The sequence below is a fragment of the Microbispora sp. NPDC004025 genome, from assembly GCF_053604425.1.
The window spans coordinates 215,318-240,212 of record NZ_JBSGHN010000008.1 but is presented as its reverse complement, the minus strand read 5'-3'; the positions used below and the strand labels follow the sequence as shown (position 1 = coordinate 240,212).

At 73.3% G+C, this 24,895-nt stretch carries 24 protein-coding genes; 17 read left to right on the top strand and 7 right to left on the bottom strand.

The genetic code is table 11. From position 1 onward, the window contains the following. Genes ACWEQG_RS21845 through ACWEQG_RS21830 form a run of 4 tightly spaced genes read left to right on the top strand, consistent with a single transcriptional unit; the run spans position 1 to position 3,798 of the window. A complete protein-coding gene (locus tag ACWEQG_RS21845; protein WP_452287166.1) occupies positions 1-1,374 on the top strand; it encodes an AMP-binding protein in 1,374 nt (457 codons plus the stop codon). A 1-nt stretch (position 1,375) separates the two neighbouring features. After that, complete coding sequence (locus tag ACWEQG_RS21840) at positions 1,376-2,521, top strand: thiolase family protein (RefSeq protein ID WP_452287164.1); 1,146 nt, start codon at positions 1,376-1,378, stop codon at positions 2,519-2,521. Next, on the top strand, positions 2,522-3,196 hold the full coding sequence (locus tag ACWEQG_RS21835) for an energy-coupling factor ABC transporter ATP-binding protein (RefSeq protein ID WP_452287162.1): 675 nt from the start codon (positions 2,522-2,524) through the stop codon (positions 3,194-3,196). It abuts the gene before it with no gap. After that, positions 3,193-3,798 carry an energy-coupling factor transporter transmembrane component T family protein gene (locus tag ACWEQG_RS21830; protein WP_452287160.1) on the top strand — a complete coding sequence of 202 codons (606 nt, stop codon included), beginning with the start codon at positions 3,193-3,195 and terminating at the stop codon, positions 3,796-3,798. Before ACWEQG_RS21835 ends, ACWEQG_RS21830 begins: the two co-directional genes overlap by 4 nt. 8 nt (positions 3,799-3,806) lie before the next feature. Here the strand turns inward: ACWEQG_RS21830 and ACWEQG_RS21825 are convergent, their stop codons facing one another. Genes ACWEQG_RS21825 through ACWEQG_RS21815 form a run of 3 tightly spaced genes read right to left on the bottom strand, consistent with a single transcriptional unit; the run spans position 3,807 to position 6,324 of the window. After that, complete coding sequence (locus ACWEQG_RS21825; protein WP_452287158.1) at positions 3,807-4,649, bottom strand: inositol monophosphatase family protein; 843 nt, start codon at positions 4,647-4,649, stop codon at positions 3,807-3,809. Next, positions 4,622-5,275, bottom strand: coding sequence for a hypothetical protein (locus tag ACWEQG_RS21820; protein WP_452287156.1), 654 nt, complete (start codon positions 5,273-5,275; stop codon positions 4,622-4,624). Before ACWEQG_RS21820 ends, ACWEQG_RS21825 begins: the two co-directional genes overlap by 28 nt. Then, on the bottom strand, positions 5,272-6,324 hold the full coding sequence (locus ACWEQG_RS21815) for a hypothetical protein (RefSeq protein WP_452287154.1): 1,053 nt from the start codon (positions 6,322-6,324) through the stop codon (positions 5,272-5,274). Before ACWEQG_RS21815 ends, ACWEQG_RS21820 begins: the two co-directional genes overlap by 4 nt. A gap of 226 nt (positions 6,325-6,550) precedes the next feature. On the opposite strand from ACWEQG_RS21815, the gene uvrB reads away from it, so the two are divergent. The 3 genes from uvrB to ACWEQG_RS21800 all read left to right on the top strand — a co-directional run bounded on the left by uvrB (position 6,551) and on the right by ACWEQG_RS21800 (position 10,291). Continuing rightward, positions 6,551-8,662 carry an excinuclease ABC subunit UvrB gene (gene uvrB, locus ACWEQG_RS21810; protein WP_452287153.1) on the top strand — a complete coding sequence of 704 codons (2,112 nt, stop codon included), beginning with the start codon at positions 6,551-6,553 and terminating at the stop codon, positions 8,660-8,662. A gap of 301 nt (positions 8,663-8,963) precedes the next feature. Further along, entirely contained in the window at positions 8,964-9,512 is a 549-nt protein-coding gene (locus ACWEQG_RS21805) for a hypothetical protein (protein WP_452287151.1), read from the top strand. A gap of 173 nt (positions 9,513-9,685) precedes the next feature. Next, a complete protein-coding gene (locus ACWEQG_RS21800) occupies positions 9,686-10,291 on the top strand; it encodes a DUF4126 domain-containing protein (RefSeq protein WP_452287149.1) in 606 nt (201 codons plus the stop codon). Positions 10,292-10,339: 48 nt separating this feature from the next. Here the strand turns inward: ACWEQG_RS21800 and ACWEQG_RS21795 are convergent, their stop codons facing one another. Continuing rightward, positions 10,340-10,918, bottom strand: coding sequence for a Uma2 family endonuclease (locus ACWEQG_RS21795; protein WP_452287147.1), 579 nt, complete (start codon positions 10,916-10,918; stop codon positions 10,340-10,342). Between the two features lie 100 nt (positions 10,919-11,018). Next, positions 11,019-11,714: an acyltransferase gene (locus ACWEQG_RS21790; protein WP_452287145.1), complete on the bottom strand. Its 696-nt coding sequence runs from the start codon at positions 11,712-11,714 to the stop codon at positions 11,019-11,021. A gap of 156 nt (positions 11,715-11,870) precedes the next feature. Here ACWEQG_RS21790 and ACWEQG_RS21785 point away from each other — a divergent pair, with 156 nt between their 5' ends. The 9 genes from ACWEQG_RS21785 (at position 11,871) to ACWEQG_RS21745 (ending at position 21,495) form a co-directional block, all read left to right on the top strand. Continuing rightward, entirely contained in the window at positions 11,871-13,541 is a 1,671-nt protein-coding gene (locus tag ACWEQG_RS21785; RefSeq protein WP_346227772.1) for a CTP synthase, read from the top strand. Between the two features lie 50 nt (positions 13,542-13,591). After that, on the top strand, positions 13,592-14,203 hold the full coding sequence (locus tag ACWEQG_RS21780; protein ID WP_452287144.1) for an NUDIX domain-containing protein: 612 nt from the start codon (positions 13,592-13,594) through the stop codon (positions 14,201-14,203). Between the two features lie 35 nt (positions 14,204-14,238). After that, the gene (locus tag ACWEQG_RS21775) at positions 14,239-15,177 is read left to right on the top strand and encodes a site-specific tyrosine recombinase XerD (RefSeq protein ID WP_452287142.1); all 939 of its coding nucleotides are present in this window, start codon (positions 14,239-14,241) and stop codon (positions 15,175-15,177) included. 99 nt (positions 15,178-15,276) lie between these two features. Next, positions 15,277-16,164, top strand: a complete 888-nt coding sequence (locus ACWEQG_RS21770; RefSeq protein WP_142557039.1) for a ParA family protein — start codon at positions 15,277-15,279, stop codon at positions 16,162-16,164. Between the two features lie 28 nt (positions 16,165-16,192). Beyond that, positions 16,193-17,068 carry a segregation and condensation protein A gene (locus ACWEQG_RS21765; RefSeq protein ID WP_452287140.1) on the top strand — a complete coding sequence of 292 codons (876 nt, stop codon included), beginning with the start codon at positions 16,193-16,195 and terminating at the stop codon, positions 17,066-17,068. 87 nt (positions 17,069-17,155) lie between these two features. Then, positions 17,156-17,809 (top strand): SMC-Scp complex subunit ScpB, encoded by a 654-nt coding sequence (gene scpB, locus ACWEQG_RS21760; RefSeq protein ID WP_363467860.1) that lies wholly within the window; start codon positions 17,156-17,158, stop codon positions 17,807-17,809. Further along, complete coding sequence (locus ACWEQG_RS21755) at positions 17,809-19,797, top strand: pseudouridine synthase (RefSeq protein ID WP_452287138.1); 1,989 nt, start codon at positions 17,809-17,811, stop codon at positions 19,795-19,797. The genes scpB and ACWEQG_RS21755 overlap by 1 nt, the downstream gene beginning before the upstream one ends. Before the next feature lie 117 nt (positions 19,798-19,914). Next, positions 19,915-20,274: a chorismate mutase gene (aroH, locus tag ACWEQG_RS21750; RefSeq protein WP_452287136.1), complete on the top strand. Its 360-nt coding sequence runs from the start codon at positions 19,915-19,917 to the stop codon at positions 20,272-20,274. 126 nt (positions 20,275-20,400) lie between these two features. Then, positions 20,401-21,495: a prephenate dehydrogenase gene (locus ACWEQG_RS21745; protein ID WP_452287134.1), complete on the top strand. Its 1,095-nt coding sequence runs from the start codon at positions 20,401-20,403 to the stop codon at positions 21,493-21,495. On the opposite strand, the gene ACWEQG_RS21740 is transcribed toward ACWEQG_RS21745, so the two are convergent. Together ACWEQG_RS21740 and ACWEQG_RS21735 are read right to left on the bottom strand one after the other, a co-directional pair. Continuing rightward, positions 21,452-22,825 carry an MFS transporter gene (locus ACWEQG_RS21740; protein ID WP_452287132.1) on the bottom strand — a complete coding sequence of 458 codons (1,374 nt, stop codon included), beginning with the start codon at positions 22,823-22,825 and terminating at the stop codon, positions 21,452-21,454. The genes ACWEQG_RS21745 and ACWEQG_RS21740 overlap by 44 nt on opposite strands. Then, entirely contained in the window at positions 22,822-23,937 is a 1,116-nt protein-coding gene (locus ACWEQG_RS21735) for a MerR family transcriptional regulator (protein WP_452287131.1), read from the bottom strand. Before ACWEQG_RS21735 ends, ACWEQG_RS21740 begins: the two co-directional genes overlap by 4 nt. Before the next feature lie 214 nt (positions 23,938-24,151). On the opposite strand from ACWEQG_RS21735, the gene cmk reads away from it, so the two are divergent. Continuing rightward, on the top strand, positions 24,152-24,799 hold the full coding sequence (gene cmk / locus ACWEQG_RS21730) for a (d)CMP kinase (protein WP_452287281.1): 648 nt from the start codon (positions 24,152-24,154) through the stop codon (positions 24,797-24,799). Positions 24,800-24,895 lie beyond the last annotated feature (96 nt).

The window sequence follows — 24,895 nt, the reverse complement described above, 5'->3', positions numbered from 1 at the left end:
GTGCCGGTAGCCGCGCAGGTCATGCGGCACGCCGCCGTCCGCCCCCGGCGGCTCGCGGTGTCCGGTCCCGGGGGAGACCTGACCTATGCCGAGCTCGCGGCCCGGGCAGCCCGTGCCGCTCGCCGCCTCGCCGACGACGGGATCGGGCGCGACGCGCTCGTCGCTGCCGGTCAGGCCGATCCGGCGGCCCTGCTCGTCGCCGTGCTCGCCGCCGACCTGGCGGGGGTCACGCCGCTGTTGTGCGCCCACGCGTGGAACGAGGAACGACGGGCGCAGGTCATGGCCGCGGTGCCGGTCGCCGCCCGCTTCGACGACCCGCTCCCCGAGGCGGACGGCCCGCCCGTACGGCACCGCCCCGGGCCGGACGACCTCACCTGGGCCTGCTTCAGCTCCGGCAGCACCGGCAGGCCACGCGCCGTGGTGCGCGGCCGCGCCTCGTGGACCGGGTCGTTCGCCCACCTGGACGAGCTGACCGGGATCGGCCCCGGCGACGTCGTGCTGATCCCCGGCCCGCTGGTCTCCTCTCTGTACGGCTTCGCCGCCGTGCACACGCTGGCGGCGGGCGCGACGGCCGTGGTGCCCGGCCGGTGGTCGCCGGGCGCGCTGGCGGGGCAGTTGCGGCGGGCCACCGTGGTGCATGTGGTGCCGCACCGGCTGCCCGCCGTGCTGGACGCCCTGGCCGCGGCCGGGGGCCCGCTGCGCACCGCCGTGGTCGGCGGTGCGGCGATGGACGCCGCCGCCCGGACCCGGGCGACGGCGGCCGGAGTGCGTGTGGTGTCCTATTACGGCGCCACCGAGCTGTCGTTCGTCGCCGTGGACGCCGACGGATCCGGGCTGCGGCCCTTCCCGGGCGTCGAGGTCGACGTCAGGGCGCTGCCCGGGCAGGCCCTCGGCGAGGTGTGGGTGCGCTCCCCGTGGCTCTGCGCGGGCTACCTGGCCGGGGCGACGGGCCCCCTCCGGCGGGACGCCGGCGGCTGGATGACGGTCGGCGACCTGGCGGAGCCGTACCGGCCGGGCGAGGTCCTGCGGCTGCGCGGCCGGGGCGACGGCGCGATCCAGACCGGCGGCGCCACTGTGGTGCCCGAGGACGTCGAGGAGGTGCTGCGGAAGGTGCCGGGAGTGGACGACGTGGTCGTGGTCGGCACGCCGCACCCGCATCTGGGCGCCGTGGTCACCGCGGTCGTCGAGGGCGAGGACGCGTCACGGGCGGCGCTGGAGGCGACGGCGCGCGCCGAGCTCGACCCGGCGCAGCGCCCCCGCCGCTGGTACGCGACCCGGTCCCTGCCCCGCACCCCCACCGGCAAGCCGGCCCGCGGCCTCGTCGCCGCCCGTCTCGCCGCCGGCGGCGACCCCGGCCTGCGAAGGCTCGGCTGACATGGACGAGCAGGCGGTCGTCGTGGCGGCCCGCCGCACTCCCATCGGCACCGCCGGCCACGCGTACCGGGCCCTGACGGCCGACCGGCTCGCCGCGCCCGTCATCGGAGCGGTCGCCCGCGACGTGGCGCACCTCGGCGTCCCGGTCGACGACGTGGTGCTGGGCAACTGCACGGGACCCGGGGGCAACCTGGCGCGGGTCAGCGCGCTCGCCGCCGGGATGGGCCACGAGGTGCCCGGCGTCACCGTCGACCGGCAGTGCGGCAGTGGGCTCGCGGCGATCCTGCTGGCCGCCCAGGCGGTCCGCTGCGGCGACGCGGACCTGGTCGTCGCCGGGGGCGTCGAGAGCGCCTCGACCGCGCCGCTGCGGGCGCACCGGCACGAGGGTGAGCCGGCCGTGCCGTACGAGCGGGCGCCGTTCGCCCCCGAGGGGCACCCCGACCCGGACATGGGCCCGGCCGCCGAGGCGCTCGCCGCCGCGCGCGGCGTGACCAGGGAGCGCCAGGACGCGTACGCCTGCCGGAGCCACGCGCGGGCGCTGGCCGGGCGGGAGGCCGGCCGGTTCGCGCGCGAGATCGTCCCGATCGGCGGCCGCGTGGACGACCAGCGCCCGCGCGTGCTGCGGCCGGAGTCGCTGGCCCGGCTGCCCGCCGCGTTCGTGCCGGGGGGTACGGTGACGGCCGGCAACTCCTCCCCGGTCAGCGACGGGGCCGCGGCGGTCGCGGTCGTGCCCGAGCGGCTGCGCGCGGCGGCCGGTCTGCCCGGTCTGCGCCTGCTAGCGGGCGCCGTCGCCGGCTGCGACCCCGCGCTGCCCGGGTGGGGACCGGTGCCCGCCGTACGGCGGGTGCTGCGGCGGGCCGGAGCGGACCTGGAGAGGGTGGCGGCGGTGGAGATCGTGGAGGCGTTCGCGGCGCAGGTGCTCGCGGTCACCGACGCGCTCGGCCTCGATCCCCTCGGCGCGGACTCCGAGCGCGTGTGCGCCGACGGCGGCGCGCTCGCCCTCGGCCACCCCTGGGGCGCGAGCGGCGCCGTGGTGGTGACCCGGCTGTTCAGCCGGCTGGCCGGGGCGCCGAAGGGGACACTGGGCCTGGCGGCGGTCGCGGTCGGCGGCGGTCTGGGGATCGCCGCCCTGTTCGAGGTGGTGTGAGTGATCCGGCTGGAGGACGTCCATGTGCGGCTCGGGCAGCGGGAGGTGCTGCGCGGCGTCACGGCCTCGCTGAGCGAGCGCCGCGTGGGCGTGGTCGGGGCCAACGGCTCGGGCAAGAGCACGCTCGCCCGCCTGGTCAACGGGCTGGTCCTGCCGTCCTCGGGCACCGTGACGGTGTCCGGGCTCGACACCCGCCGCCACGCGGCCCGCATCCGGCGCGGCGTGGGGTTCCTGTTCACCGACCCGGACGCGCAGATCGTGATGCCCACGGTGGCCGAGGACGTGGCCTTTTCGCTGCGCCGCAAGGGGCTGGCGCGCGCGGAGGTCGAGCGCCGGGTGCGGGAGGTCCTGGAGAGGTACGGCCTCGCGGAGCACGCCGACCATCCCGCCCACCACCTGTCCGGCGGTCAGAAGCAACTGCTCGCCCTCTGCTCGGTGCTGGTGCTCGAACCGGAGATCCTGGTCATGGACGAGCCGACCACGCTGCTCGACCTGCGCCACTCCCGGCAGGTCGCGGCGCTGCTGCGGGACCTGCCGCAGCAGGTGGTCGTGGTCACCCACGACCTCGCGCTGCTGGAGGACTTCGACCGTGTGCTCGTGATCGACGAGGGCCGGATCGTCGCCGACGCCGATCCCGTCACCGCGATCGGCCACTACCGGAAGACGATGGCGTGACCGGGCTCACCGGCGCCTACGTGCCGGGCGGATCGCTCCTGCACCGGCTGCCCGCGGGCGCCAAGCTCGCCGGGCTCGCCGTGTCCTGCACCGCGCTACTGCTGCTGCGCTCGCCCGCCGCGCTGGCGGCCGCCGCGGGCGCCGTGGTGCTGCTGTACGCCGTGTCCGGGGTCGGCGCCGCGGCGGCCTGGGCGCAGGTGCGGCCCGTCCGCTGGTTCGCCGTGGCCCTGTTCTGCGTGCAGCTGGTCTTCGCCGACCTGCCCGCGGCGGCGTCCTCCACGCTGCGCGTCGTGCTCGCCGTCGCCCTGGCCGGACTGGTCACGCTCACGACGCGCACCGGCGCGCTCATGGCCTGCCTGGAGCGCTGCCTCGCCCCCGTCAGGTTCGCCGGGCTGGACCCGTTCCGCGTGTCGCTGCTGCTGTCCCTCACGCTGCGCAGCGTGCCGGTGATGGCGGACCTGGTCACCCGGGTGCGGGACGCCCAGCGCGCCAGAGGAGTCGAGCGCAGCGCGCGCGCCTTCGCCGTCCCGCTGGTGGTCGGCGCCCTGCGGCACGCCGACGCGCTGGGCGAGGCGCTCGCCGCGCGCGGCCTCGACGACTGACGCCCCATTCAGAGCGGCGGAAGCGCGGACGCCAGGCGGCGGGCCTCGGCGACCAGGTCGAGCAGCTCATCGATCAGTCCGGGCGGCGCGGCGACGAAGCTGCGGTCCTCGGACGGGCCCTCGGCGGACGCCTCGAACGGCCCGCCGTCCAGCCGCCGGATCTCCACGCCGGCCTCCCGCGCGATCAGGGCCCCGGCGGGCAGGTCGAGCCCTTCCGCGCGGTAGCCGATCATGCCGTCGATGTCGCCGCGGGCGAGCATCGCCCAGCACAGCAGCGGGGCCCAGAGCTGGAGCACCCGCCGGGCGCGGGCGTCCATCGTCATCTTCAGCGACCGCGCGGCCGGGTCCAGCCGGGAGACCCCGTGGCCCTGCGTCCAGGCCAGCACCGGCCCGTGCGGGAGCTTCCGCCGCGGCGGCCCGGTCAGCGGCCCCGCCGGCCCGCGGGCCCCCGACCCGGTGACGGCCGACCAGGTGCGGCCGGACAGCGGCTCGTGGACCACCCCGAGCACCGGGCGGCCGCCCGCGCACAGCGCCAGGCCCACGACGTACGCCGGGAGACCGATCGCCACGTTGTTCGTACCGTCGAGGGGATCGACGAGCCAGGTCCACCCGCCGTCCGCCAGGTCGCCGTCGTGGACGCCCGACTCCTCTGCCACGATCCGGTGGGTGGGGAACTCGGCCCGGATGCGGTCGAGGATCAGCTTCTCGGCGGCCAGGTCGAGGTCGGTGACGACGTCGCCCGACCCGCCCTTGGCGTGGACGGCGACCGTTCCCGGCGCGCTCTCGCGCAGCACGGCGCCGGCGGACAGGGCGGCCTCGACGGCTACCCGCCTGGCGTGTTCGAGGTCCACAGGCTCCTCCTGGCCAGCTCGGCGGCACGTGCGGTCTCGGTGGCGTCGAGGCGTTCCCGCCTGACGTGGTGGAGGGGCGTGGCGAGCGGCCCGAGCGACAGATCGCCCAGGCCCGGCCGGCCGCGGCCGAGCGCCACGGTGGCGGCCTCGCCGTCCTCGGGGATGACGCTGCTGTGGAAGGCGCCCGCGGCGAGCGTGTAGGTCTCCCCGGCGCCGAACAGCTCCGCGCGTCCCGGTGCGTACGCGACGGTCCTGGAAGTGGGGCGGACGACGTCGCCCGACGGCGTGCTGACCACCTCGAAGACGCGGTGGGTGGGAGAGCGCGAGGTGTCGGTCACGACCGCGTGGACGTTGCGCACCTGGCCGTACAGGACGTGGCTGACCAGGTCCCAGCTGTGGCAGTGGACCTGCGAGGTGGTGCTGCGGGCGCGCCGCGCGGCGGCGGTCCAGACGTGCACGCACACCCCGAGGTCTCCCTCGCGGACCAGCGGCAGGCAGAGGAACCCGAGCGGGTGCCGCACGCCCCGCACGTCCGAGCCGCCCGCGGCGATGCCCCCGAGCACGCCGAGAGCCCACTCGCGGGCCTTCCCTCCGGCGAGCGCGTCGGTCACGTCCCCGTACCTCATTGCGCGTACGGGTCCTTGGCGCGCAGCGCCTTACGGGTGACCTCGACGACGTCCCGGTCGGTGAACGACTTGGGCAGCGGGAGATCGACGCGGTCGAACAGCCTGCGGACCTCCTCGACGGTCGGCTCCTCGCTCAGCGGCACCGACCGGTACCGGTCGATCGCCACGCGCCGGGCCTGCTCGAAGCTCGTGCGCAGCTCGGTGCCGCAGCTTTCGTAGAAGAACGAGCCGCTGAAGGCGATGATGGCCCGGTTGGGGTCCTCGGACGTCATGATCAGGGCGCGGCCCGACATGTCCCAGCGGAAGGTCGTCATGACCGGCGACAGCCCCACCGCGATGTCGAGCAGGCCGTACCGCTGGCGATACCAGAACGCGGCCAGGACGCTCGCGTAGGACTCCTTCCTCGCGCGGTCGGTCGTCCACACCTCGCCGGTGCCGTCGGGCCGGTCCGACAGCGACCTGCGGTAGTGCGCGTAGCTCTCGCACACCGCCTCGTCCGTCGGGTCGATGATCTCCAGGCGGACCGTGAGGTGCCGCTTCTCGCGCCGCGCGGCGGCCACGCACTCGGGCAGCGTGACGGCGCGCATATAGGTGCCGGTGCCGCCCTTGAACGCCCAGCGGTCGGTGCCCCGCCGCGCGTCCGCGTGCGCCTGCGCGATCTCGTGCTGACTGCCCAGGATGCGGATGACCGCCATGTCCTCGAGGGCCCGGCGGGTGCCCGCGACGAGGTCCTCCAGCTCGTCGAGGCGGTCCAGGCGCTCGGGGAGCCGCGTGAGGACGCCGGAGGTCGCGTGCATGGCCTCCTCGACCGGCTCCTGCCGGGCCCGGTCGCGCAGCAGCGCGGTCGCGACCAGGGCCAGGACGACGAGGGTGGTGCCGCTGACGAGCTGCGACTTCACCTTGTCGGAGATCACGTCGTCGGGCAGCACGCCCAGCACGCCCACGGCCACGGCCAGCACGAGGGCGATGGCCCCGTCGACGTTCTTGGCCGCCCACGCGAGCGACTGGCCGACGGCATTCCGCAACCCCGCCATGGTCAGCCCCGCCATCCCGTCAGTGTCGGCCCCCGACTGGAATCGTAACGACAGGGTCATGGTCCGGCCAAGGGTCGGCCGTGGGCGGGCCGGAGGCGTCGCGGGCGAGAGGCGGTGCGGGTATCGGGACCGGAATTGTCGGTCGCCGCGCGTAGGTTATGGAGGTGAACCGGAGCGGGCGTCGCGCACCTCTGTGCCGCCCCGCGCCGGTGGACGGGGCGAGTGAGGAGCTGAGCGGGCGATGACATCCATGATGGACCTGAAGCGCAAGGTCGCGCCCTTCGAGGTCGTCACCGACATGACGCCGTCCGGCGACCAGCCCACGGCGATCGCGGAGCTGGAGCGCCGGGTCAGGGCCGGGGAGAAGGACAGCGTCCTGCTCGGCGCGACCGGCACCGGCAAGACCGCGACGGTCGCCTGGCTGATCGAGCGGGTGCAGCGCCCGACGCTGGTCATGCAGCCGAACAAGACGCTCGCCGCCCAGTTCGCCAACGAGCTGCGCGAGATGCTGCCGAACAACGCGGTCGAGTACTTCGTGTCGTACTACGACTACTACCAGCCCGAGGCGTACGTCCCGCAGAGCGACACCTACATCGAGAAGGACTCCTCGATCAACGAGGAGGTCGAGCGGCTGCGTCACTCGGCGACCTGGTCGCTGGTGTCGCGCCGCGACGTGGTCGTGGTCGCCTCCGTCTCCTGCATCTACGGCCTGGGCACGCCGCAGGAGTACGTCGACCGGATGGTCGGGCTCAAGGTCGGCCAGCAGATCGAGCGCGACCAGCTGCTGCGGCGGCTGGTCGACATGCAGTACACCCGCAACGACCTGGCCTTCACCCGGGGCACGTTCCGGGTGCGCGGCGACACGGTCGAGGTCATCCCGGTCTACCAGGAGCTGGCCGTCCGCATCGAGATGTTCGGCGACGAGATCGAGAAGCTCGCGACGCTGCACCCGCTGACCGGCGAGGTCGTCGGCGAGGACGACGAACTGCACATCTTCCCCGCCTCCCACTACGTGGCCGGCCCCGAGCGGATGGAGCGGGCCATCGCCGGCATCGAGGCGGAGCTCGCCGAGCGGCTCGCCGACCTGGAGCGGCAGGGCAAGCTGCTGGAGGCCCAGCGGCTGCGCATGCGCACCACCTACGACATCGAGATGATGCGGCAGGTCGGCACCTGCGCCGGCATCGAGAACTACTCGCGGCACATCGACGGCCGCGAGGCCGGCACCGCGCCGCACACGCTGCTCGACTTCTTCCCCGACGACTTCCTGCTGGTGCTGGACGAGTCGCACCAGACCGTCCCCCAGATCGGCGCGATGTACGAGGGTGACGCCTCGCGCAAGCGGACGCTGGTCGACCACGGGTTCCGCCTGCCGTCCGCGATGGACAACCGCCCGCTCAAGTGGGAGGAGTTCCTGGAGCGCATCGGCCAGACCGTCTACCTGTCCGCGACGCCCGGGCCGTACGAGCTGGGCCGCAGCAAGGGCGAGGTGGTGGAGCAGGTCATCCGCCCCACCGGTCTGATCGACCCCGAGGTGATCATCAAGCCCACCAAGGGCCAGATCGACGACCTCATGGAGGAGATCCGCGCCCGGGCGGAGCGGGACGAGCGGGTCCTGGTCACCACCCTGACCAAGAAGATGGCCGAGGACCTCACCGACTACCTGCTCGACAACGGCATCCGGGTCCGCTACCTGCACAGCGAGGTCGACACGCTGCGCCGCATCGAGCTGCTGCGCGAGCTGCGCATGGGCGAGTTCGACGTGCTCGTTGGCATCAACCTGCTGCGTGAGGGCCTCGACCTGCCCGAGGTCTCGCTGGTGGCGATCCTCGACGCCGACAAGGAGGGCTTCCTGCGCTCGGAGACCTCGCTCATCCAGACGATCGGCCGAGCGGCCCGAAACGTGTCCGGCCAGGTCCACATGTACGCCGACAAGATCACGCCCAGCATGGAGCGGGCGATCGAGGAGACCAACCGGCGCCGGGCCAAGCAGATCGCCTACAACGAGGCGCACGGCATCGACCCGCAGCCGCTGCGCAAGAAGATCGCCGACATCCTGGACAGCCTCGTCCGTGAGGACGCCGACACCGCGCAGCTTCTCGGCGGCGCCGGGCGTCAGCAGTCGCGCGGCAAGTCGCCGGTGCCGGGTCTCGCGTCCCGGGGCGCGGGCCAGCACGCGAAGGCGATCGCGGGGGAGATGCCCCGCGCCCAGCTCGAATCGCTGATCGAGTCGCTGACCGAGCAGATGCACACCGCCGCCGCCGATCTGCAGTTCGAGGTGGCGGCCCGGCTGCGCGACGAGATCAAGGAGCTCAAGCGGGAGGTCCGCGACATGCGCGAGGCCGGCGTTAAGTGACGGCGCGGCGTCGGCACCTCCCCGGGCCGGCGCCGATGCGACCGAATTCGAAATTCGGCCGAGCGCAGTGGATTGTGCATTGGCACCCTCGCTGTGTGAGGGACGGAATTCGCCGTTTCGGCGACGTGACGGAACCGCCGCCGGTTGCGAGGAGACGGGCGGGGTACGGGCTCCGAACGCGGTTGACCTGGTTCGTTGCGGGGAAGGCATTCGCTGCCGCGTGGATCCACGCGTGATGGGAGTGGCTCGATTGAAGCGGCTCCCGACTAAGCGAATCCATTTGTGACAAATCGGGGAAATCATGCGTTCGACGACCAACGCGTCAGGGCCTGCCGTTCGCCTCGCACTCGCCGCCGGGTCGGTGACCGCGCTCCTCGCCGGTTGCGGCGAGGCTCCCGCGCACTCGTTCGCGGCGGAGCCGGTGAGCCGGCCGGTCACGTTCGCTTCGGCCTCCGCCGAACCTTTCGTGACGGCCGCACCATCGTCGTCGCCGTCGCCCAGCCCGTCGGCGACGCCGGGCGACTTCGCCGGCTGCCGGGACGGCGACTGCGAGGCGCGGGTGCGTGTGGGGGACAGCATCCCCATCGACCCGGCGCTGGGCGTGGACGAGATCTCCGTGGTGGGCCTGCGGGGAGACGCCGCCAGAATCGCCTTCACCGGCACCTCGACGGTCGTCGACGGCGCGAACACCAGCATCAGCCGGAGCTGTTACAACGACCGCTGCCGGGTCCGAGGGGCGTTGACGATCAGCACGAGCAGGCCGGGCCGCATCGGCGACGTCGGACTGCGACTCACCCGGGTGGAGGGCGACAGCGCCCTGTTGGTGCTCCAGCGGGCCGGTGAAGAGTGACTCCCGGGCGGAGGGCTAGACGCCGTGGCCGCCCGCGCCTGACACGGCAGGCGCCCGTCACGTGCCGGCAGAGGTTCCGGGGGCGCGATTCGCGGTAGTGGACGGGGACACGGAGCCGGGGCCGTCCGTTGACGGGAAGGCGGGATCGTCCCGCCCGCCGGAGGAGGTTGCCGATGTTCGCGGCGCTCACGGGGCTCGGGCTGTCGACCGCGGCCGGGCTCAACGCGTACATCCCGTTGCTGCTCGTCGGCGTGCTCGCGCGGCTCACCGACGCCGTACGGCTGCCGCACGAGTACGCCTGGCTGTCCGACACATGGGTCCTCGCGATCATCGCCGTGCTGCTGGTCGCCGAGTTCGTGCTCGACAAGGTGCCGGTGGTCGACCACGTCAACGACTTGATCCAGACGGCGGTGCGGCCCGCCGCGGGCGGCGTGGTGTTCAGCGCCACCGCCGCGGCGGAGCGGCTGGACGAGTCGGCGTGGATGGCCGAACACCCGGCGGTCGGCTGGGTGCTGGGGATCGCGGTCGCCCTCGCCGTGCACGCGATCAAGGCCACCGCGCGGCCGGTGGTGAACGCCACCACGGCGGGTGTGGGCGCGCCGGTCGTCAGCACGGCCGAAGACGTCGGCTCACTCGGCATGAGCCTGATCGCGATCTTCCTGCCCGTCCTGGTGGTGGTGGCGCTGGCGCTGCTGGCGTTCGTGGCCTGGCGGCTCATCCGCAGGGTGCGGCGCTTCCGGGCGGCCCGCCGCGCCCGTGCCGCCGCGTCGCCCGGCTGACGGCGGGGCACGGCACCCGCGTCTCGCGCCGGCGCCGCACAGGCCGGATCAGCCGAGAAAGCGGCTCAGGTCCAGGTCGATGTCCACGTCGAAGCCGACGCAGGTCGCGAGGCGCTCGCGGTGGATCCCGGTCGGCACGTACGCCTTCACGCTTGGCTCCAGCTCGAACGTGTACGCGACCGCCTGCTCGTCTTCCGGCTCCACCCGCCATAGGTATTTGATGCCGGCATTGGAATACTTGATTGGCTTCGTCACTCTGTCCCGGTCCGCCGATTCGGGCGACACCACTTCGACGACAAGGTGAACGTCCTCAGGTTTGAAGGACGTCGTCGTGAGGTTGGGCAGGGCGCTGCGCTGCACGATCATGAGATCGGGCTCGGGCCGCTGCCGCAGGCCCAGAGTGACGCTCATCTCGCGCACGACGCACAAGCCCTGGGGAGGCGAGAGCTCTCTCTCCAGAAGCCTCAGCGCGAACATGTGAAATGCGGTCCGGGGAGACACCATGATGAGAGACCCGTCGATCAGCTCGACGTGCGCGGGGGCGTCGGGGGGAAGGTGATCGAGCATGTCGGCGGTCCATCCGCCCGGCGGACCGGGATAGAACCACTCGGGGAAAGCCGTAGTCATCCGGTGTCCTCCTCTCCCTGGAGCGATCACTCGACATGACAGTCCTGCCACCCACCGTCGTCATGGGCGACTCGTTCTCCGGAAGGTCGCCGGCGCTCGGTCAGGCCGTACGTGACTCGTGCTCGGCGCGGGGGCGGGGGTCGGCGGGCAGCGGGGAGGTGCGGCGGGCGGCCGAAGGGCTGTGCCAGCCGAGATCGGGGGAGTGCCGGCGGACGACCTGGGCCGGGACGCCGGCGATGACCGAGTGGTCGGGGAACTCGCCGCGCACCACGGCGCCGCCGGCGACCACCGACTGGCGGCCGATCCGCGTCCCCGGCAGGATGATCGCCCCCGTCCCGATCCAGGACCCCGAACCGATGGAGACCGGCCTGTTGCGCGGCCACTGCCGTCCGATGGGCGTCTCGGGGTCGTCGTACACGTGGTTCTGGTCGGTGATGTAGACGTAGGGGCCGGTGAAGACGTCGTCGCCGATGTCGATGGACTGGTGGCCGACGATGTGGCTGCCCCTGCCGATCGAGCAGCCCCGGCCGATCCGCACGATCGAGTCGGGCCCGAGATCCACGCCGGGACCCATGCCCGCCGAGATCGACACCCGCTCTCCGACGAGCGTGTGCGGGCCGATCTCGATCCACTGCTCCCCGAAGATGGCGCCCTGCGGGAAGGACAGGCACACTCCCTCGCCCATGCTGCGGAACCGGTAACCGCCCGGGGCGGCCGGGCTGATCGCTGCGGCCTCCCGCACGTAGGCCCACCCCAGGTGGACCAGACGGCCGACGGTGCGCTTCACGAACGACATAACGCGACAAGTTACCGTTAGGTCGGCTTGTCCGCTATGGCGGGTTAGTGCACGTGGCAAGCCCAATGTTGCCCAGCGTTTGATATTCTGAGAGCCCGTGGGCATCGCGGCGTCCAAACCGGACGGCCGGATCGACATCGACCACGGGAGCTCTTCTTGCGCAGCGCCGCACAAACCAAGCATCTGTTCGTCACCGGCGGCGTCGCCTCCAGTCTCGGCAAGGGACTCACGGCCTCCAGCCTCGGTCGTCTCCTCAAGCTTCGCGGCCTCCGCGTCACGATGCAGAAGCTCGATCCCTACCTGAACGTCGACCCCGGCACGATGAACCCCTTCCAGCACGGCGAGGTGTTCGTCACCGACGACGGCGCCGAGACGGACCTCGACATCGGCCACTACGAGCGCTTCCTCGACACCGAGCTGCACGGTTCCGCCAACGTGACGACCGGCCAGGTCTACTCGAACGTGATCGCCAAGGAGCGCCGCGGCGAGTACCTGGGCGACACCGTCCAGGTCATCCCGCACATCACCAACGAGATCAAGGACCGCATCCGGGGCATGGCCGGCCCGGACGTCGACGTGGTCATCACCGAGGTCGGCGGCACCGTCGGCGACATCGAGTCGCTGCCGTTCCTGGAGGCCGTCCGGCAGGTCCGGCACGAGGTCGGCCGCGACAACGTCTTCTTCCTGCACGTCTCGCTCCTGCCGTACATCGGCCCGAGCGGGGAGCTGAAGACCAAGCCCACGCAGCACTCGGTCGCGGCGCTGCGCAGCATCGGCATCCAGCCCGACGCGATCGTGCTCCGCTCCGACCGCGCGGTGACCAACGCGGTCAAGCGGAAGATCAGCCTGATGTGCGACGTGGACGAGGACGCCGTCGTCTCGGCGATCGACGCCGCCTCGATCTACGACATCCCCAAGGTCCTGCACGGCGAGGGGCTCGACGCGTACGTGGTGCGCCGGCTGGGCCTGCCGTTCCGCGACGTGGAGTGGACCGAGTGGGACCAGCTCCTGCGCCGGGTGCACCGCCCGGCCAAGGAGGTCACGATCGCGCTGGTCGGCAAGTACATCGACCTGCCCGACGCGTACCTGTCGGTCACCGAGGCGCTGCGCGCGGGCGGCTTCGCCAACGACGCGCGCGTCAACATCCGCTGGGTCAAGAGCGACGACTGCGAGACCCCCGAGGGCGCGGCCCGCGAGCTGGACGGCGTCGACGGCGTGCTGATCCCCGGCGGCTTCGGGGTGCGCGGCATCGAGGGCAAGGTCGGCGCCGTACGGCACGCCCGCGAGCAGCGCGTCCCCCTGCTCGGCATCTGCCTCGGCATGCAGTGCATCGTCATCGACGCGGCCCGCAACCTGGCCGGGATCGAGGACGCCGACAGCACCGAGTTCGACCCCGAGACGATCAACCCGGTCATCTCCACCATGGCCGACCAGAAGGACGTCGTCGCCGGTGAGCGCGACATGGGCGGCACCATGCGGCTCGGCCTCTACCCGGCCAAGCTCGTGGAGGGCTCGCTGGCCCGCCGCCTGTACGGCAAGGCCAAGGTGGAGGAGCGCCACCGGCACCGCTACGAGGTGAACAACGCCTACCGGGAGCGTCTGGAGAAGGTCGGCATGGTGTTCTCCGGCCTGTCGCCCGACGGCCGCCTCGTCGAGTACGCCGAGCTGGCCACCGACCAGCACCCGTTCTTCATCGGCACGCAGGCCCATCCGGAGTTCCGCTCCCGCCCGACCCGGTCGCACCCCCTGTTCAAGGGGCTGGTCCAGGCCGCCCTCGAGTACGCGGGCCGGCGCGAGAACGTAGCTAAGGCGGGCCGGGCCAAGTGACGGCGGAGAACACGGCGGAGAACACGGCGGAAAACACGGCGGAGAACACGGTGAACGTCGAAGACGTCGAGGAGTCCTGGAACGTCGTCGCCTCCACCGAGCATTTCGCCGGGCGGATCATCACGGTGCGTACCGACGCGGTGGATATGCCCGGCGGGGTGACCGCCGACCGCGACTATGTCGTCCACCCCGGTTCGGTCGCGGTGCTCGCCCTCGACGGCGAGGACCGCGTGCTGCTGATCCGCCAGTATCGGCATCCGGCGCGGCGCCTGCTGTGGGAGCTGCCGGCCGGCATCCGCGACGTGCCGGGCGAGCCGCTGGTGGAGTGCGCGGCGCGGGAGCTCGCCGAGGAGGCCGCCTACCGGGCGCGTACGTGGCACACGCTGGTCGACCTGCGCACCTCCCCGGGCATGTCGGACGAGCGGATCCGCGTCTTCCTGGCCCGCGACCTGGAGCCGATCCCCGACGAGGAGAACACGTACGTGCGCCACCACGAGGAGACCGACATGCCGGCGGTCTGGATTCCGCTGGGTGCGGCGGTCGACAAGGCCCTGAACGGAATGATCCACAATTCTCCTGCGGTCGCCGGTATCCTCGCCGCATACGCTGCTTCCGCCGACGGATTCAAGGGCCTTCGTCCCGCCGACGCGCCGGAGGCATGAGTCCGTAGGGAGACGTCCTGAGCGAGCCCGAGGCGGTGCTGTCCAGCTACCTCGCCCATCTGGCGGTGGAGCGGGGGCTGTCTGCCAACACGCTCGCGTCCTACCGTCGCGACCTGCGCCGGTACCTCGAGCACCTGCGGGCGCGCGGGCTCGAGACGTTCGCGCAGGTCGCGGAGGCGGACGTGGTCTCCTTCCTCGCCGCGCTCCGGGAGGGCGACGAGGACCATCCGGCGCTGGTCGCGAGCTCCGCCGCCCGCGCCGTGTCGGCCGTACGCGGGTTGCACCGCTTCGCCCTGCGCGAGGGCGTGGCGGGCCACGACCCCGCGCACGAGGTGCGGCCGCCGCGCCAGCTCCGGCGGCTGCCCAAGGCGATCACCGTCGCGGAGGTCGAGCGGCTGATCGCCGCCTGCGGTCCGGAGGACTCGCCGCTCGCCCTGCGCAACCGCGCGCTGCTGGAGGTCCTGTACGGCACGGGCGCCCGGATCTCCGAGGCGGTCGGGCTGGCGGTGGACGACGTGCCCACGGGTCCGGTTCACGAGGAGGACCGTTACGAGGACGGCGACCAGGACCAGGTGCGGCTGCGCGGCAAGGGCGGCCGGACCAGGATCGTGCCCCTCGGCCGTTTCGCCCGCCAGGCGCTCGACGCGTACCTGGTCAGGGCGAGACCCAGGCTGGCGGCGCACGGCCGGGGGACGCCCGCGCTGTTCCTCAACGCGCGGGGCGGACGGCTCACGCGGCAGGGCGCCTGGGAGGTGCTGCAGGCGGCGGCGGAACGAGCCGGACTGTCCGGTGTATCGCCGCATATGTTGCGGCATTCGTTCGCAACCCACCTCCTGGACGGAGGCGCCGACGTTAGGGTTGTCCAGGAGTTGCTCGGCCACGCCTCGGTGACCACCACCCAGGTGTACACGCTGGTGACGGTCGACAAGCTCCGGGAGGTGTACGCGGCGGCGCATCCCCGCGCCCTGCACTGAACGGGTGCATCTCGGCAGCCGTTGGCGCGCCGCCTTGCCGACCACGTGCCGACCCTTTAGATTCGATCAGGTTCGAGGGCCGTCAGGGAGGACCAACAGGTGACTGCGACCACAGAGGGGACGTGGGTGGGGGCTCCCGGCGCGATCGGGCCCACCGGTCGTCCCCGTCCGGTGTTCCCCGAGCCGACGCCGCCGGAGTCCCACGGGCCCGCGCGCATCGTCGCGATGGTCAACCAGAAGGGCGGCGTCGGCAAGACGACGACCACGATCAACCTGGGTGCCGCGCTCGCCGAGGTCGGCCAGCGGGTGCTGCTCGTCGACTTCGACCCGCAGGGCGCGCTGTCGGTCGGTCTCGGCATCGACCCCCGTCCGCTCGAGGCGACGGTCTACGACCTCATCATGGAGGAGCCCGACGTCACGGTCGAGGACGTGCTGATCGACACGACCGTCGAGGGCATGCAGCTCCTGCCGAGCAACATCTTCCTGTCCGGCGCGGAGATCCGGCTCGTCAACGAGGTCGCGCGGGAGTACGCCCTCCAGCGGGCGCTCGAGCCCCTGCTGCCGCACTACGACATCTGCCTGATCGACTGCCAGCCGTCCCTCGGCCTGCTCACGGTCAACGCGCTGACCTGCGCGCACAGTGTGATGATCCCGCTGGAGTGCGAGTTCTTCGCGCTGCGCGGCGTCGCGCTGCTGATGGAGTCGATCGGCAAGGTCCAGGAGCGGCTCAACAAGAACCTGGAGATCGACGGCCTGCTCGCCACCATGTACGACCCCCGGACGCTGCACGCCCGCGAGGTGCTGCAGACGATCATGCAGGGCTTCGGCGACAAGGTGTTCCATACCGTCATCAACCGGACGGTCCGCTTCCCCGACGCCACCCTGGCGGGGGAGCCGATCACGCAGTTCGACCCCGGCTCGATGGGCGCCACCGCCTACCGCGAGCTGGCCCGTGAGCTGCTGGCCAGGTGGCCCGCCCGCGTCTGATCCCGCCGGGCCGCGACGGTAGGGGACAATGGCAGGCGTGACGACCGGCCAGGAGATCGACCAGGGGAGCGAGGAGAGCGCGCCGAGCGGTTTCCAGGTGCACCTGGACGTCTTCGAAGGGCCGTTCGACCTGCTGCTCGGGTTGATCTCCAAGCACAAGCTGGACATCACCGAGGTGTCCCTGCACAAGGTCACCGACGAGTTCATCGCGTACATCCGGTCGCGGGGGCCGGAATGGGACCTCGACCAGACCAGCCACTTCCTGCTCGTCGCGGCGACCCTGCTCGACCTCAAGGCGGCGCGGCTGCTGCCCACCGGAGAGGTGGAGGACGAGGAGGACCTCGCCCTGCTGGAGGCCCGCGACCTGCTGTTCGCGCGGCTGCTGCAGTATCGGGCGTACAAGGAGGTCGCGAAGATCTTCGCGGGCCGGATGGCCGAGGAGGCGCTGCGCTTCCCGCGCGCCGTGCCGATGGAGAAGCGCTTCGCCGACCTGCTGCCGGAACTCGTGCTCGGCATCGGGCCCGAGCAGCTCGCCAAGATCGCGGCACGGGCCTTCACGCCGAAGGCTCCGCCGTCGGTGTCGGTCTCGCACATCTATCAACCGCTGGCGAGCGTCCGGGAGCAAGCCGCTATCCTTGTCGAGCGGCTGAGGCGGCTGCACACGGCGACCTTCCGGGCGCTGACCGCCGACTGCGCGGGGACGTTCGAGGTCGTCGCCCGCTTCCTGGCCGTCCTGGAGCTGTTCCGGGAGTCCGCGGTCTCCTTCGAGCAGGTCGAACCGCTCGGCGACCTGTACGTCACCTGGACGGGCACCGACGACGGCGACGTCACGGTCGGCGACGACTACGACGAGGGCCGGCGCGAGGAGCGGCCCGCCGAGGCGGACGCGGCACGAGGCGAGTGAGGCGGGGCCTGCCCGCCACACGGACGCCGAGGCGGCGCCGGGCCGGCGGCGGCAGAGACGGAACCACCGCACGACGAGCGAGGAGCGATGGAAGCGAGCGACATCCCCCGTTCCGGCGACGACCCCGGAGCCGGTACGCCCGCCGGGCAGCGGGATCAGGCACCCGGTGCCGCGGAGTCCGACGCGACCGGGACGGTGGAGGGGCTCTCGCTCACCGCGGCGCTCGAAGCGATCCTGATGGTGGTGGACGAGCCGGTCGCCGAGGTGACCCTCGCGCAGGTGCTCGAACGCCCGACGGTGGAGGTCGCCGCCGCCCTTCGCGCGCTGTCCGAGGAATACACGGCCTCCGGCCGGGGTTTCGACCTGCGGGAGGTGGCCGGAGGCTGGCGCTTCTACACCCGTGCGGAATGCGCCGCGCTGGTGGAGAGGTTCGTCAGGGACGGCCAGCAGGCGCGGCTGACGCAGGCCGCGCTGGAGACCCTCGCCGTGGTCGCCTACCGGCAGCCGGTCAGCCGGGCCCGGGTGGCGGCGGTGCGCGGCGTGAGCAGCGACGGCGTCATGCGGACGCTGGTTGCACGCGGCCTCGTGGAAGAGGCCGGAACCGACCCGGAGAGCCAGGCCGTGCTCTACCGGACGACGAGTTACTTCCTGGAGAGACTGGGGCTGCGGAGCCTCGACGAGCTACCCGAACTCGCCCCGTTCCTCCCGGACGACGTGGAAATTCTTGAGGAGCAGAAGTAGTGAACAACAGGCGTGGCACCCCGTCCGGTGAGGGACGCGGTCGGAGCCGGAGCACCGGTCAGCAGGGCGCGAGCTCACGTGGATCCCGCGGCGGATCCGGCGGCGGCTTCCGTCCCCAGGGCGACCGGCGCGGCGGTTCCCGCGTCCCTGGTTCCCGGTCCGGGTACGGTTTCGACTCCAGGTCGGACAGGCCCGACAGGTCCGACAGGTCGGACAGGTTCGACGGGCCCGACTCGCGGAGGTTCCGCGACGAGGAGGCCCCGCGCGGCGGCCGGTACGGCGATCGCCGCGCCGGCGACGCACGCGACGACCGTCCCCGCGGCCGTACGGGTGACTCCGGTCGTCAGGGCGACAGCGGCCGGCGCGACGCGCGGTCCGGCGGCGAGCGGTATCGCGACGACACCCGCGCCCCCTTCAGGGCCGAGCGGGGTGGTTCCCGTGGCCGTTACGGCAAGCCCGAGGGCGGCCGTTCCGGCGACCGTGGCTTCGACCGCGACAGCGGCCGTGGCTTCGAGCGTGGTTCCGAGCGCGGCTTCGACCGTGAGGGCGGCCGTGGTTCCGAGCGCGGCTTCGACCGTGAGGGCGGCCGTGGTTCCGAGCGCGGCTTCGACCGTGATCGCGGCCGTGGCTTCGAGCGCGGCTTCGACCGTGATCGCGGCGCGCGGGACGGCTACTCCGCCGAGCGGCCCCCGTTCCGCACGGAGGGGGCCGGTTCCCGTGGCCGTTACGGCAGGCCCGAGGCCGGCCGGGATCGGCTGCGCGACCGCGACGGCGGCTACGAGACGTCCCGTGAGGGGCGCGTGACCGGGCGGCCCGCCTTCCGCGACGAGGAGCGCGGCGGCGGCAGGACCGGTGACAACGACAGGTACGGCAGCCGGAGCTTCGGCGGCGACCGCGCGCCCCGGCGTGACGACCGCGACGGCCGGAGCCGCCGTGACGACCGCGAGGCGGGCGGCGACCGTGAGGCGCGCGCCGCGCGGCCCGGGCGCGGCGACTACCGCGCGGGGCGTGACGGCGGCAGGGGCCGGGCGAGCCGCGACGAGGTGCAGACGATCGGCCGCCTGGGCGGCGGCACGCGTGGCCGTTCCGGCGGCGCGGGAGCGGGCGCCGGCTCGCGGAGCGCGGCCCGGCCCGCCGGCGGTCCCAGGCGCGCCGGCGCGGGCGGCCCGGCCGGCAACCCGTTCAAGACCGCCAGGCAGCCGCTGCGCGACCCGGACTTCTACGACGAGAACTACACCGACGAGCGCGACACGACCGAGGTGCCCGGCGGCGAGCGGCTGCAGAAGGTGCTCGCCCAGGCCGGGGTGGCCAGCCGCCGGGCCTGCGAGGAGATGATCGGCGACGGCCGGGTGAGCGTGGACGGCCAGACCGTGCGCCGCTTCGGCGCCCGCGTCGACCCCGCCAAGCAGGTCATCCGGGTCGACGGCAAGCGCATCCCGACGTCCTCCGACACCGTCTACTACGCGATCAACAAGCCGATCGGCGTGGTGAGCACGATGGACGACCCCGAGGGCCGGCCGTGCCTGAACGACTACGTACAGGACCTCGCGCCCCGGCTGTTCCACGTGGGGCGGCTCGACACCGAGACCGAGGGCCTGCTGCTGCTGACCAACGACGGGGAGCTCGCCCACCGGCTGACCCACCCGAGCTACGGCGTGCAGAAGAAGTACTGGGCCAAGGTGCCGGGTCCTGTCGCGCGCGACCTGCACAAGGTGCTGCGCAAGGGCGTGGAGCTGGAGGACGGGCTCGCCAAGGTGGACGAGTTCCGGGTGGTGCAGGAGCACGGTCAGCAGGCGCTGGTCGAGGTCGTCCTGCACGAGGGCCGCAAGCACATCGTCCGGCGGCTCATGGAGACGGTCGGGCACCGGGTGATCGATCTGGCCCGTATCGAGTTCGGCCCGGTCAAGCTCGGCCGGCTCAAGCCGGGAACCGTGCGCGCGCTCACCGTGCAGGAGATCGGTGAGCTGTACGCGGCGGTCGGACTGTAGCCTTTCGCCGCGGCGGGCGAAAGCCGCAAGTCGGGCAGAATTGGCTAAAGGCATGTAGATGGGCCGGACTCATCCCCCGGGGAAGAGACCGGCCCGTCCCAGCGAGAGGGGAACGACATGGTGCGGGCGATTCGCGGAGCCATCCAGGTCGACGGCAACGATCGCGACGCGATCCTCGCCGGGACGACCGAGCTGGTGACCGAGGTGATGGGGCGCAACAACCTCACGACCGACGACGTCATCAGCGTGATTTTCACGTGCACGCCCGACCTCACCGCCGAGTTCCCCGCGCTGGCCGCGCGCAAGCTCGGGTTCCACGATGTGCCCCTGCTGTGCGCGACCGAGATCAACGTGCCGGGCGCGCTCCCGCGCGTGGTGCGGCTGATGGCCCATGTGCAGACCGACCGCCCCCGGCAGGAGATCCAGCACGTGTACCTGCGCGGCGCCGTCGCGCTGCGCGTGGACATCGCCCAGTAGGCGTCCCCGGCGGGACCGGGCCGGGACCCGGCCCGGACCGGGGGGCCCGCGCACCATCACCATCCACCCACGACACATCCGTCGCAGGACAGCGTGTCCGAGGACGGCGACGGCAGGAAGAGCACGATGACTCCCATCGAGGACGCCGGGATCGGCAGTGTGGTCGTTGTCGGGACGGGCCTCATCGGCACGTCGATCGCACTGGCGCTGCGGCAGCGGGACGTGCGGGTCTTCCTGGCCGACCGGGACGCGGGAGCCGTACGGCTGGCGCGTGAGCTGGGCGCGGGGGAGGACTGGACCGGTGAGCGGCGGGCGGACCTCGCGGTCGTCGCGGTTCCGCCCCAGTTCGTCGCCCAGCAACTGCTCGACCTGCAAAAGCGCGACAGCGCCCGCTTCTACACCGACGTGGCGAGCGTGAAGGCGCTGCCGCTGGCCCAGGCCGCCCAGCTGGGCTGCGACCTGTCGTCGTACGTCGCGGGGCATCCGCTCGCGGGCCGCGAGCGGTCCGGCCCGGCGGCGGCTCGCGCGGACCTGTTCCTCGGCCGTCCGTGGGCGTACTGCCCGACGGACGAGGCGTCCCCGCGGGCGGTGGCCGCGGTGGAGGGGCTGATCTCGTTGTGCGGCGGCAACGCCGTGCGGGTGGACGCGGCCGAGCACGACCGCGCCGTCGCGGTCGTCTCGCACGCCCCGCACGTGACGGCCGCGGCGGTGGCGGCCCGGCTGGCCGAGGCGTCGGAGACGGCGCTCGGGCTGTCGGGGCAGGGAGTGCGGGATGTGACCCGCATCGCCGCCAGCGACCCGTCGCTGTGGACCGGCATCCTCGAGGGCAACGCGCTGCCCGTCGCCGAGGTGCTGGAGGCGCTCGTGGCCGACCTGAGCGCCGCCGCCCGGTCGCTGCGCGCGCTGGCGGGCGACGGCGCGGCCATGGAGCAGGTCACCGACCTCCTGTCGCGCGGCGTGCGGGGGACCGGCAGGATCCCCGGCAAGCACGGCGGCCCGGCGCGGACGTACGCCGTGGTCCAGGTGCTCATCGGCGACCGCCCCGGCGAGCTGGCCCGCCTGGTCCAGGCCGCCGGCGAGACGGGGGTCAACATCGAGGACATCCGCCTGGAGCACGCCACCGGGCTCGAGCTCGGCGCGGCCGAGCTGTACGTCCGGCCGGAGGCGGCGGAGACCCTCACCGAAGGCCTGCGCGAGCGCGGCTGGCAGGTGCCGGCCTGACGCGGTCTCCCGGCGCTGCCGGTGAGGTCAGGGCGGCCACCGGCCCTGAGACGGGGGCGGGGCCGGGCTCGGGGGCGGTGTAATGGCGCAGGCGGGGGATCGCCCAGGCGATCGCCGCCACGGTGGCCACGGTGAGCAGCCCGCCCGCGCAGATCACGACGCGCGGGCCGTACACCGCTCCGGCGGCGCCGTGCAGCAGATTCGCGATCTGCGGCCCTCCCACCAGCACCACGGTGAGCGCGCCCTGCACCCGTCCGCGCACGGCGTCGCCGGTGTGCGTCTGCACGATCGTGGTGCGGAAGGTGCTGAGCACGAAGTTGACCGCGCCACCGAGCGTGAGCGCCGCCAGCGCGATCCACAGCTCGGCGGCCAGGCCGGCGAGCACGACGGCGAGTCCCCACGCGACGGCGGCGCCCGCCACGAGGGCGCCGTGGCGCCGCGCGCGGGTGAACGTGCCCGACAGCAGCCCGGCCGCGAAGACCCCGGCCGGATAGGCCGCGTACAGCAGCCCCGTCTCCGGGCCCCCGGCCGTGCCGCCGAAGACGTGACGGGCCAGCTCGGGAAACAACGCCGAGGGCATGCCGAAGACCATGGCCGCGAGGTCCACGGCCAGCACCGCCACCAGCAGCCGGTCGGCCGCCAGGTGGCGGAACCCGGCCGACGTCCGGCGGGCCGAGGAGCCTCGCCCGCCGTCCGCCGCGCTCTCAGGAGGGAGCGGCGGCAGCATGGCGACGGCCCACACCACGGCGAGCAGCGCGACGGCGTCGAACAGGTACAGCATGCCGAGCCCGACGACCGGGACCAGCACCCCGGCGAGCATCGGCCCCAGGACGGACCCGCCGTAGCGGACCAGCGAGCTGAGGCTGTTGGCCGCCGGCAGCAGCTCGGCCGGGACGAGGCGGGGCACGACGGCCCCCGTCGTCGTCATGACCGTCCCATAGGCCAGCCCCTGGAAGGCCACCGCCACCAGCAGGACGGGGACGGAGCGGCCGCCCAGTGACGCCTGCGCCCACAGCGCCGCGTACGTCAGCGCCAGGCTGAGATCGGCGGCCAGCAGGATCGTCCGCCGGTCCATCACGTCGGCGAGCGCGCCGCTCCCCAGCGCCGCCGCGACCAGCGCGGCGAACGACACCCCCGCGGCGGCTCCCACGGCCGCCGACGAGCCGGAGACCGTGAACAGCTGCGTCGGCACCGCGACCACGCTGAAGGACCCGCCCACGGCGCAGATCACCGAGGCGATCCACATTCGCCGGAACGCCGGGACGGCCAGCGGCCGGCGATCGACGCCGAGAGTCCGGGAACGGGGCGGCCGCACCGTCGTGGGGCTCACCACGGGGTCTCCTCGGCCGCCGTGGATTCCTCCTCCGCCACCACGTCGGCGACCACGCAGGCGAGGTTGTCGGGGGCTCCGGAGGCGTACGCGAGGTCGATCAGCTCGTCGACCGCCTGCCGCGGGCCGCCGGGACCGGTGAGCGTCTCGCGCAGCACGCGGGCCGGCACGACTCCCGGCAGTCCGTCCGAGCAGAGCAGGTACCGGTCGCCGGAGGCCGCGTCGTGCGCCGACAGGTCGGCCGGGGAGGCTCCCGTGCCGGTCAGCGCGCGCACCAGCAGCGAGCGCCGGGGGTGGGAGACGGCCTCCTCGGGGGTGAGCCGGCCCTGGTCGATCAGCGACTGCACGTACGTGTGATCGTGGGTCAGCTGGAACAGGCCACCGTCGCGCAGCAGGTACGCCCGGGTGTCGCCGATGTGCACCAGTCCGAGCCGCGCCCCGGACCACACGAGCGCGGTCAGAGTGGTGACCGCCTGCCCCGACGGGGTCGAGGCGGCGACGTCCCGGATCGCGCGCTCGGCGTCGCCGACGGCGTCGGCGAGCGCGCCGAGCAGGTCCTCGGGGGACGGGGACACGGCCCGCAGGCGCTTGAGCGCGTCGACGGCCGCCGCGGCGGCGCGGTCGCCCCCCGGGCCGCGCATTCCGTCGGCCACCGCCAGCAACCCCTCGCCGGCGTACGCGACGTCCTCGTTGCTCGTCCGCACCCGCCCCGGCTCCGACCGGGCGGCGTACCGGATCCCCAGCGTGGTCGTGGTGTCCTCCACGGCGCCGCCCCTCCCCGTTCCAGACAGGTGATCGACGAGGAAGGCGGCGAGCCGGCCGCGGGCCGCGGTCTCGGCGGTGACCTGCCGCCAATAGGCCGCCACCGCTTCGGCCGCGTCCGGCGCGGGCAGGTCGCACACCTGCCGGATGCGCGCCAGCGGCATGCCGAGCCGTCGCAACCAGGCGATCAGACGGGCCTGCTCCAACTGGCCGGGGTCGTAGTAGCGGTATCCCGACTCGCCGTCCACCGCGGCCGGGCGCAGCAGCCCGAGCTCGTCGTACAGCCGCAGCGCCTTGGGCGACAGCCGGGCGGCCCGCGCGAACGTCCCGATGGTCAGCAGCTCCCCCACGACTCCTCCTCGTCCCGGCCGCCATGGCCGGTGCGACGATGCTGGGGCTTCACCCAGGGGCAGAGTCAACACGCGCCGGGCCCGGGCGTGGGTCGATCGCGCGCCGGAAGCCCTGTCCGGCCGCCGATGCACGCTTTCCGGCCGTATCCCGGTAGCCTCGGGGACGACGATTCGAAGGGGAGAAGGAGAGCCGGTGTCGGGTCTGGTCGTCGCCATGGACGGTCCCTCGGGATCGGGCAAGTCGAGTGCCTCGCGGGGCGTCGCGCGGGCGCTGGGCCTGCGGTACCTCGACACGGGCGCCATGTACCGCGCGGTCACCTGGTGGATGCTCCAGCGGGGCGTGAACCTGGAGGACGCCGCCGGGATCGCGGCGAGGGCCGCCGAGCCCGCGCTGGTGATGGGCACCGACCCCGACGCGCCGGGCGTCACCGTGGACGGCGCCGACGTCAGCGGGCCGATCCGCGGCGCCGAGGTGACCGGCGCGGTGTCGGCCGTGAGCGCCGTGCCCGAGGTCCGCCGCCGCCTGGTGGCCCTGCAGCGGGAGATCATCGCCGAGTCCCTCCCCGGCGGGGGAATCGTGGTCGAGGGCCGCGACATCGGCACGGTCGTCGCGCCGGACGCGCCCGTCAAGATCTACCTGACGGCGAGCGCCGAGGCCCGCGCCCTGCGCCGTACGGCCGAGCTGGACGGGACGACCGTGGAGGCGCAGAAGGCCGCGATGGCCCGGCGCGACACCCTCGACTCGACGCGCAAGGCCGATCCGCTGGCGAAGGCCGCGGACGCGGTGGAACTGGACACGACGCCGCTGGACCTGGACGAGGTGATCGCCGAGGTGCTCCGGCTGGTCAAGGAGCGGGTCTGACGCCCGCACGCCCCGCCTGACCGCCCCCGGCGCCGCGCGCCGCGTTCCTGAAGGAAGCCGGGGCAGGCCACGCGGTGCGACATACGAACGAGCCCG

Coding starts and splice junctions, on each gene's coding strand:
- ACWEQG_RS21840 (WP_452287164.1), top strand. CDS start 1,376: ATGGACGAGCAGGCGGTCGTCGTGGCGGCCCGCCGCACTCCCATCGGC.
- ACWEQG_RS21820 (WP_452287156.1), bottom strand. CDS start 5,275: ATGAGGTACGGGGACGTGACCGACGCGCTCGCCGGAGGGAAGGCCCGC.
- ACWEQG_RS21815 (WP_452287154.1), bottom strand. CDS start 6,324: ATGGCGGGGCTGACCATGGCGGGGTTGCGGAATGCCGTCGGCCAGTCG.
- uvrB (WP_452287153.1), top strand. CDS start 6,551: ATGACATCCATGATGGACCTGAAGCGCAAGGTCGCGCCCTTCGAGGTC.
- ACWEQG_RS21805 (WP_452287151.1), top strand. CDS start 8,964: ATGCGTTCGACGACCAACGCGTCAGGGCCTGCCGTTCGCCTCGCACTC.
- ACWEQG_RS21800 (WP_452287149.1), top strand. CDS start 9,686: ATGTTCGCGGCGCTCACGGGGCTCGGGCTGTCGACCGCGGCCGGGCTC.
- ACWEQG_RS21795 (WP_452287147.1), bottom strand. CDS start 10,918: ATGACTACGGCTTTCCCCGAGTGGTTCTATCCCGGTCCGCCGGGCGGA.
- ACWEQG_RS21790 (WP_452287145.1), bottom strand. CDS start 11,714: ATGTCGTTCGTGAAGCGCACCGTCGGCCGTCTGGTCCACCTGGGGTGG.
- ACWEQG_RS21765 (WP_452287140.1), top strand. CDS start 16,193: ATGGCAGGCGTGACGACCGGCCAGGAGATCGACCAGGGGAGCGAGGAG.
- scpB (WP_363467860.1), top strand. CDS start 17,156: ATGGAAGCGAGCGACATCCCCCGTTCCGGCGACGACCCCGGAGCCGGT.
- aroH (WP_452287136.1), top strand. CDS start 19,915: ATGGTGCGGGCGATTCGCGGAGCCATCCAGGTCGACGGCAACGATCGC.
- ACWEQG_RS21745 (WP_452287134.1), top strand. CDS start 20,401: ATGACTCCCATCGAGGACGCCGGGATCGGCAGTGTGGTCGTTGTCGGG.
- cmk (WP_452287281.1), top strand. CDS start 24,152: ATGGACGGTCCCTCGGGATCGGGCAAGTCGAGTGCCTCGCGGGGCGTC.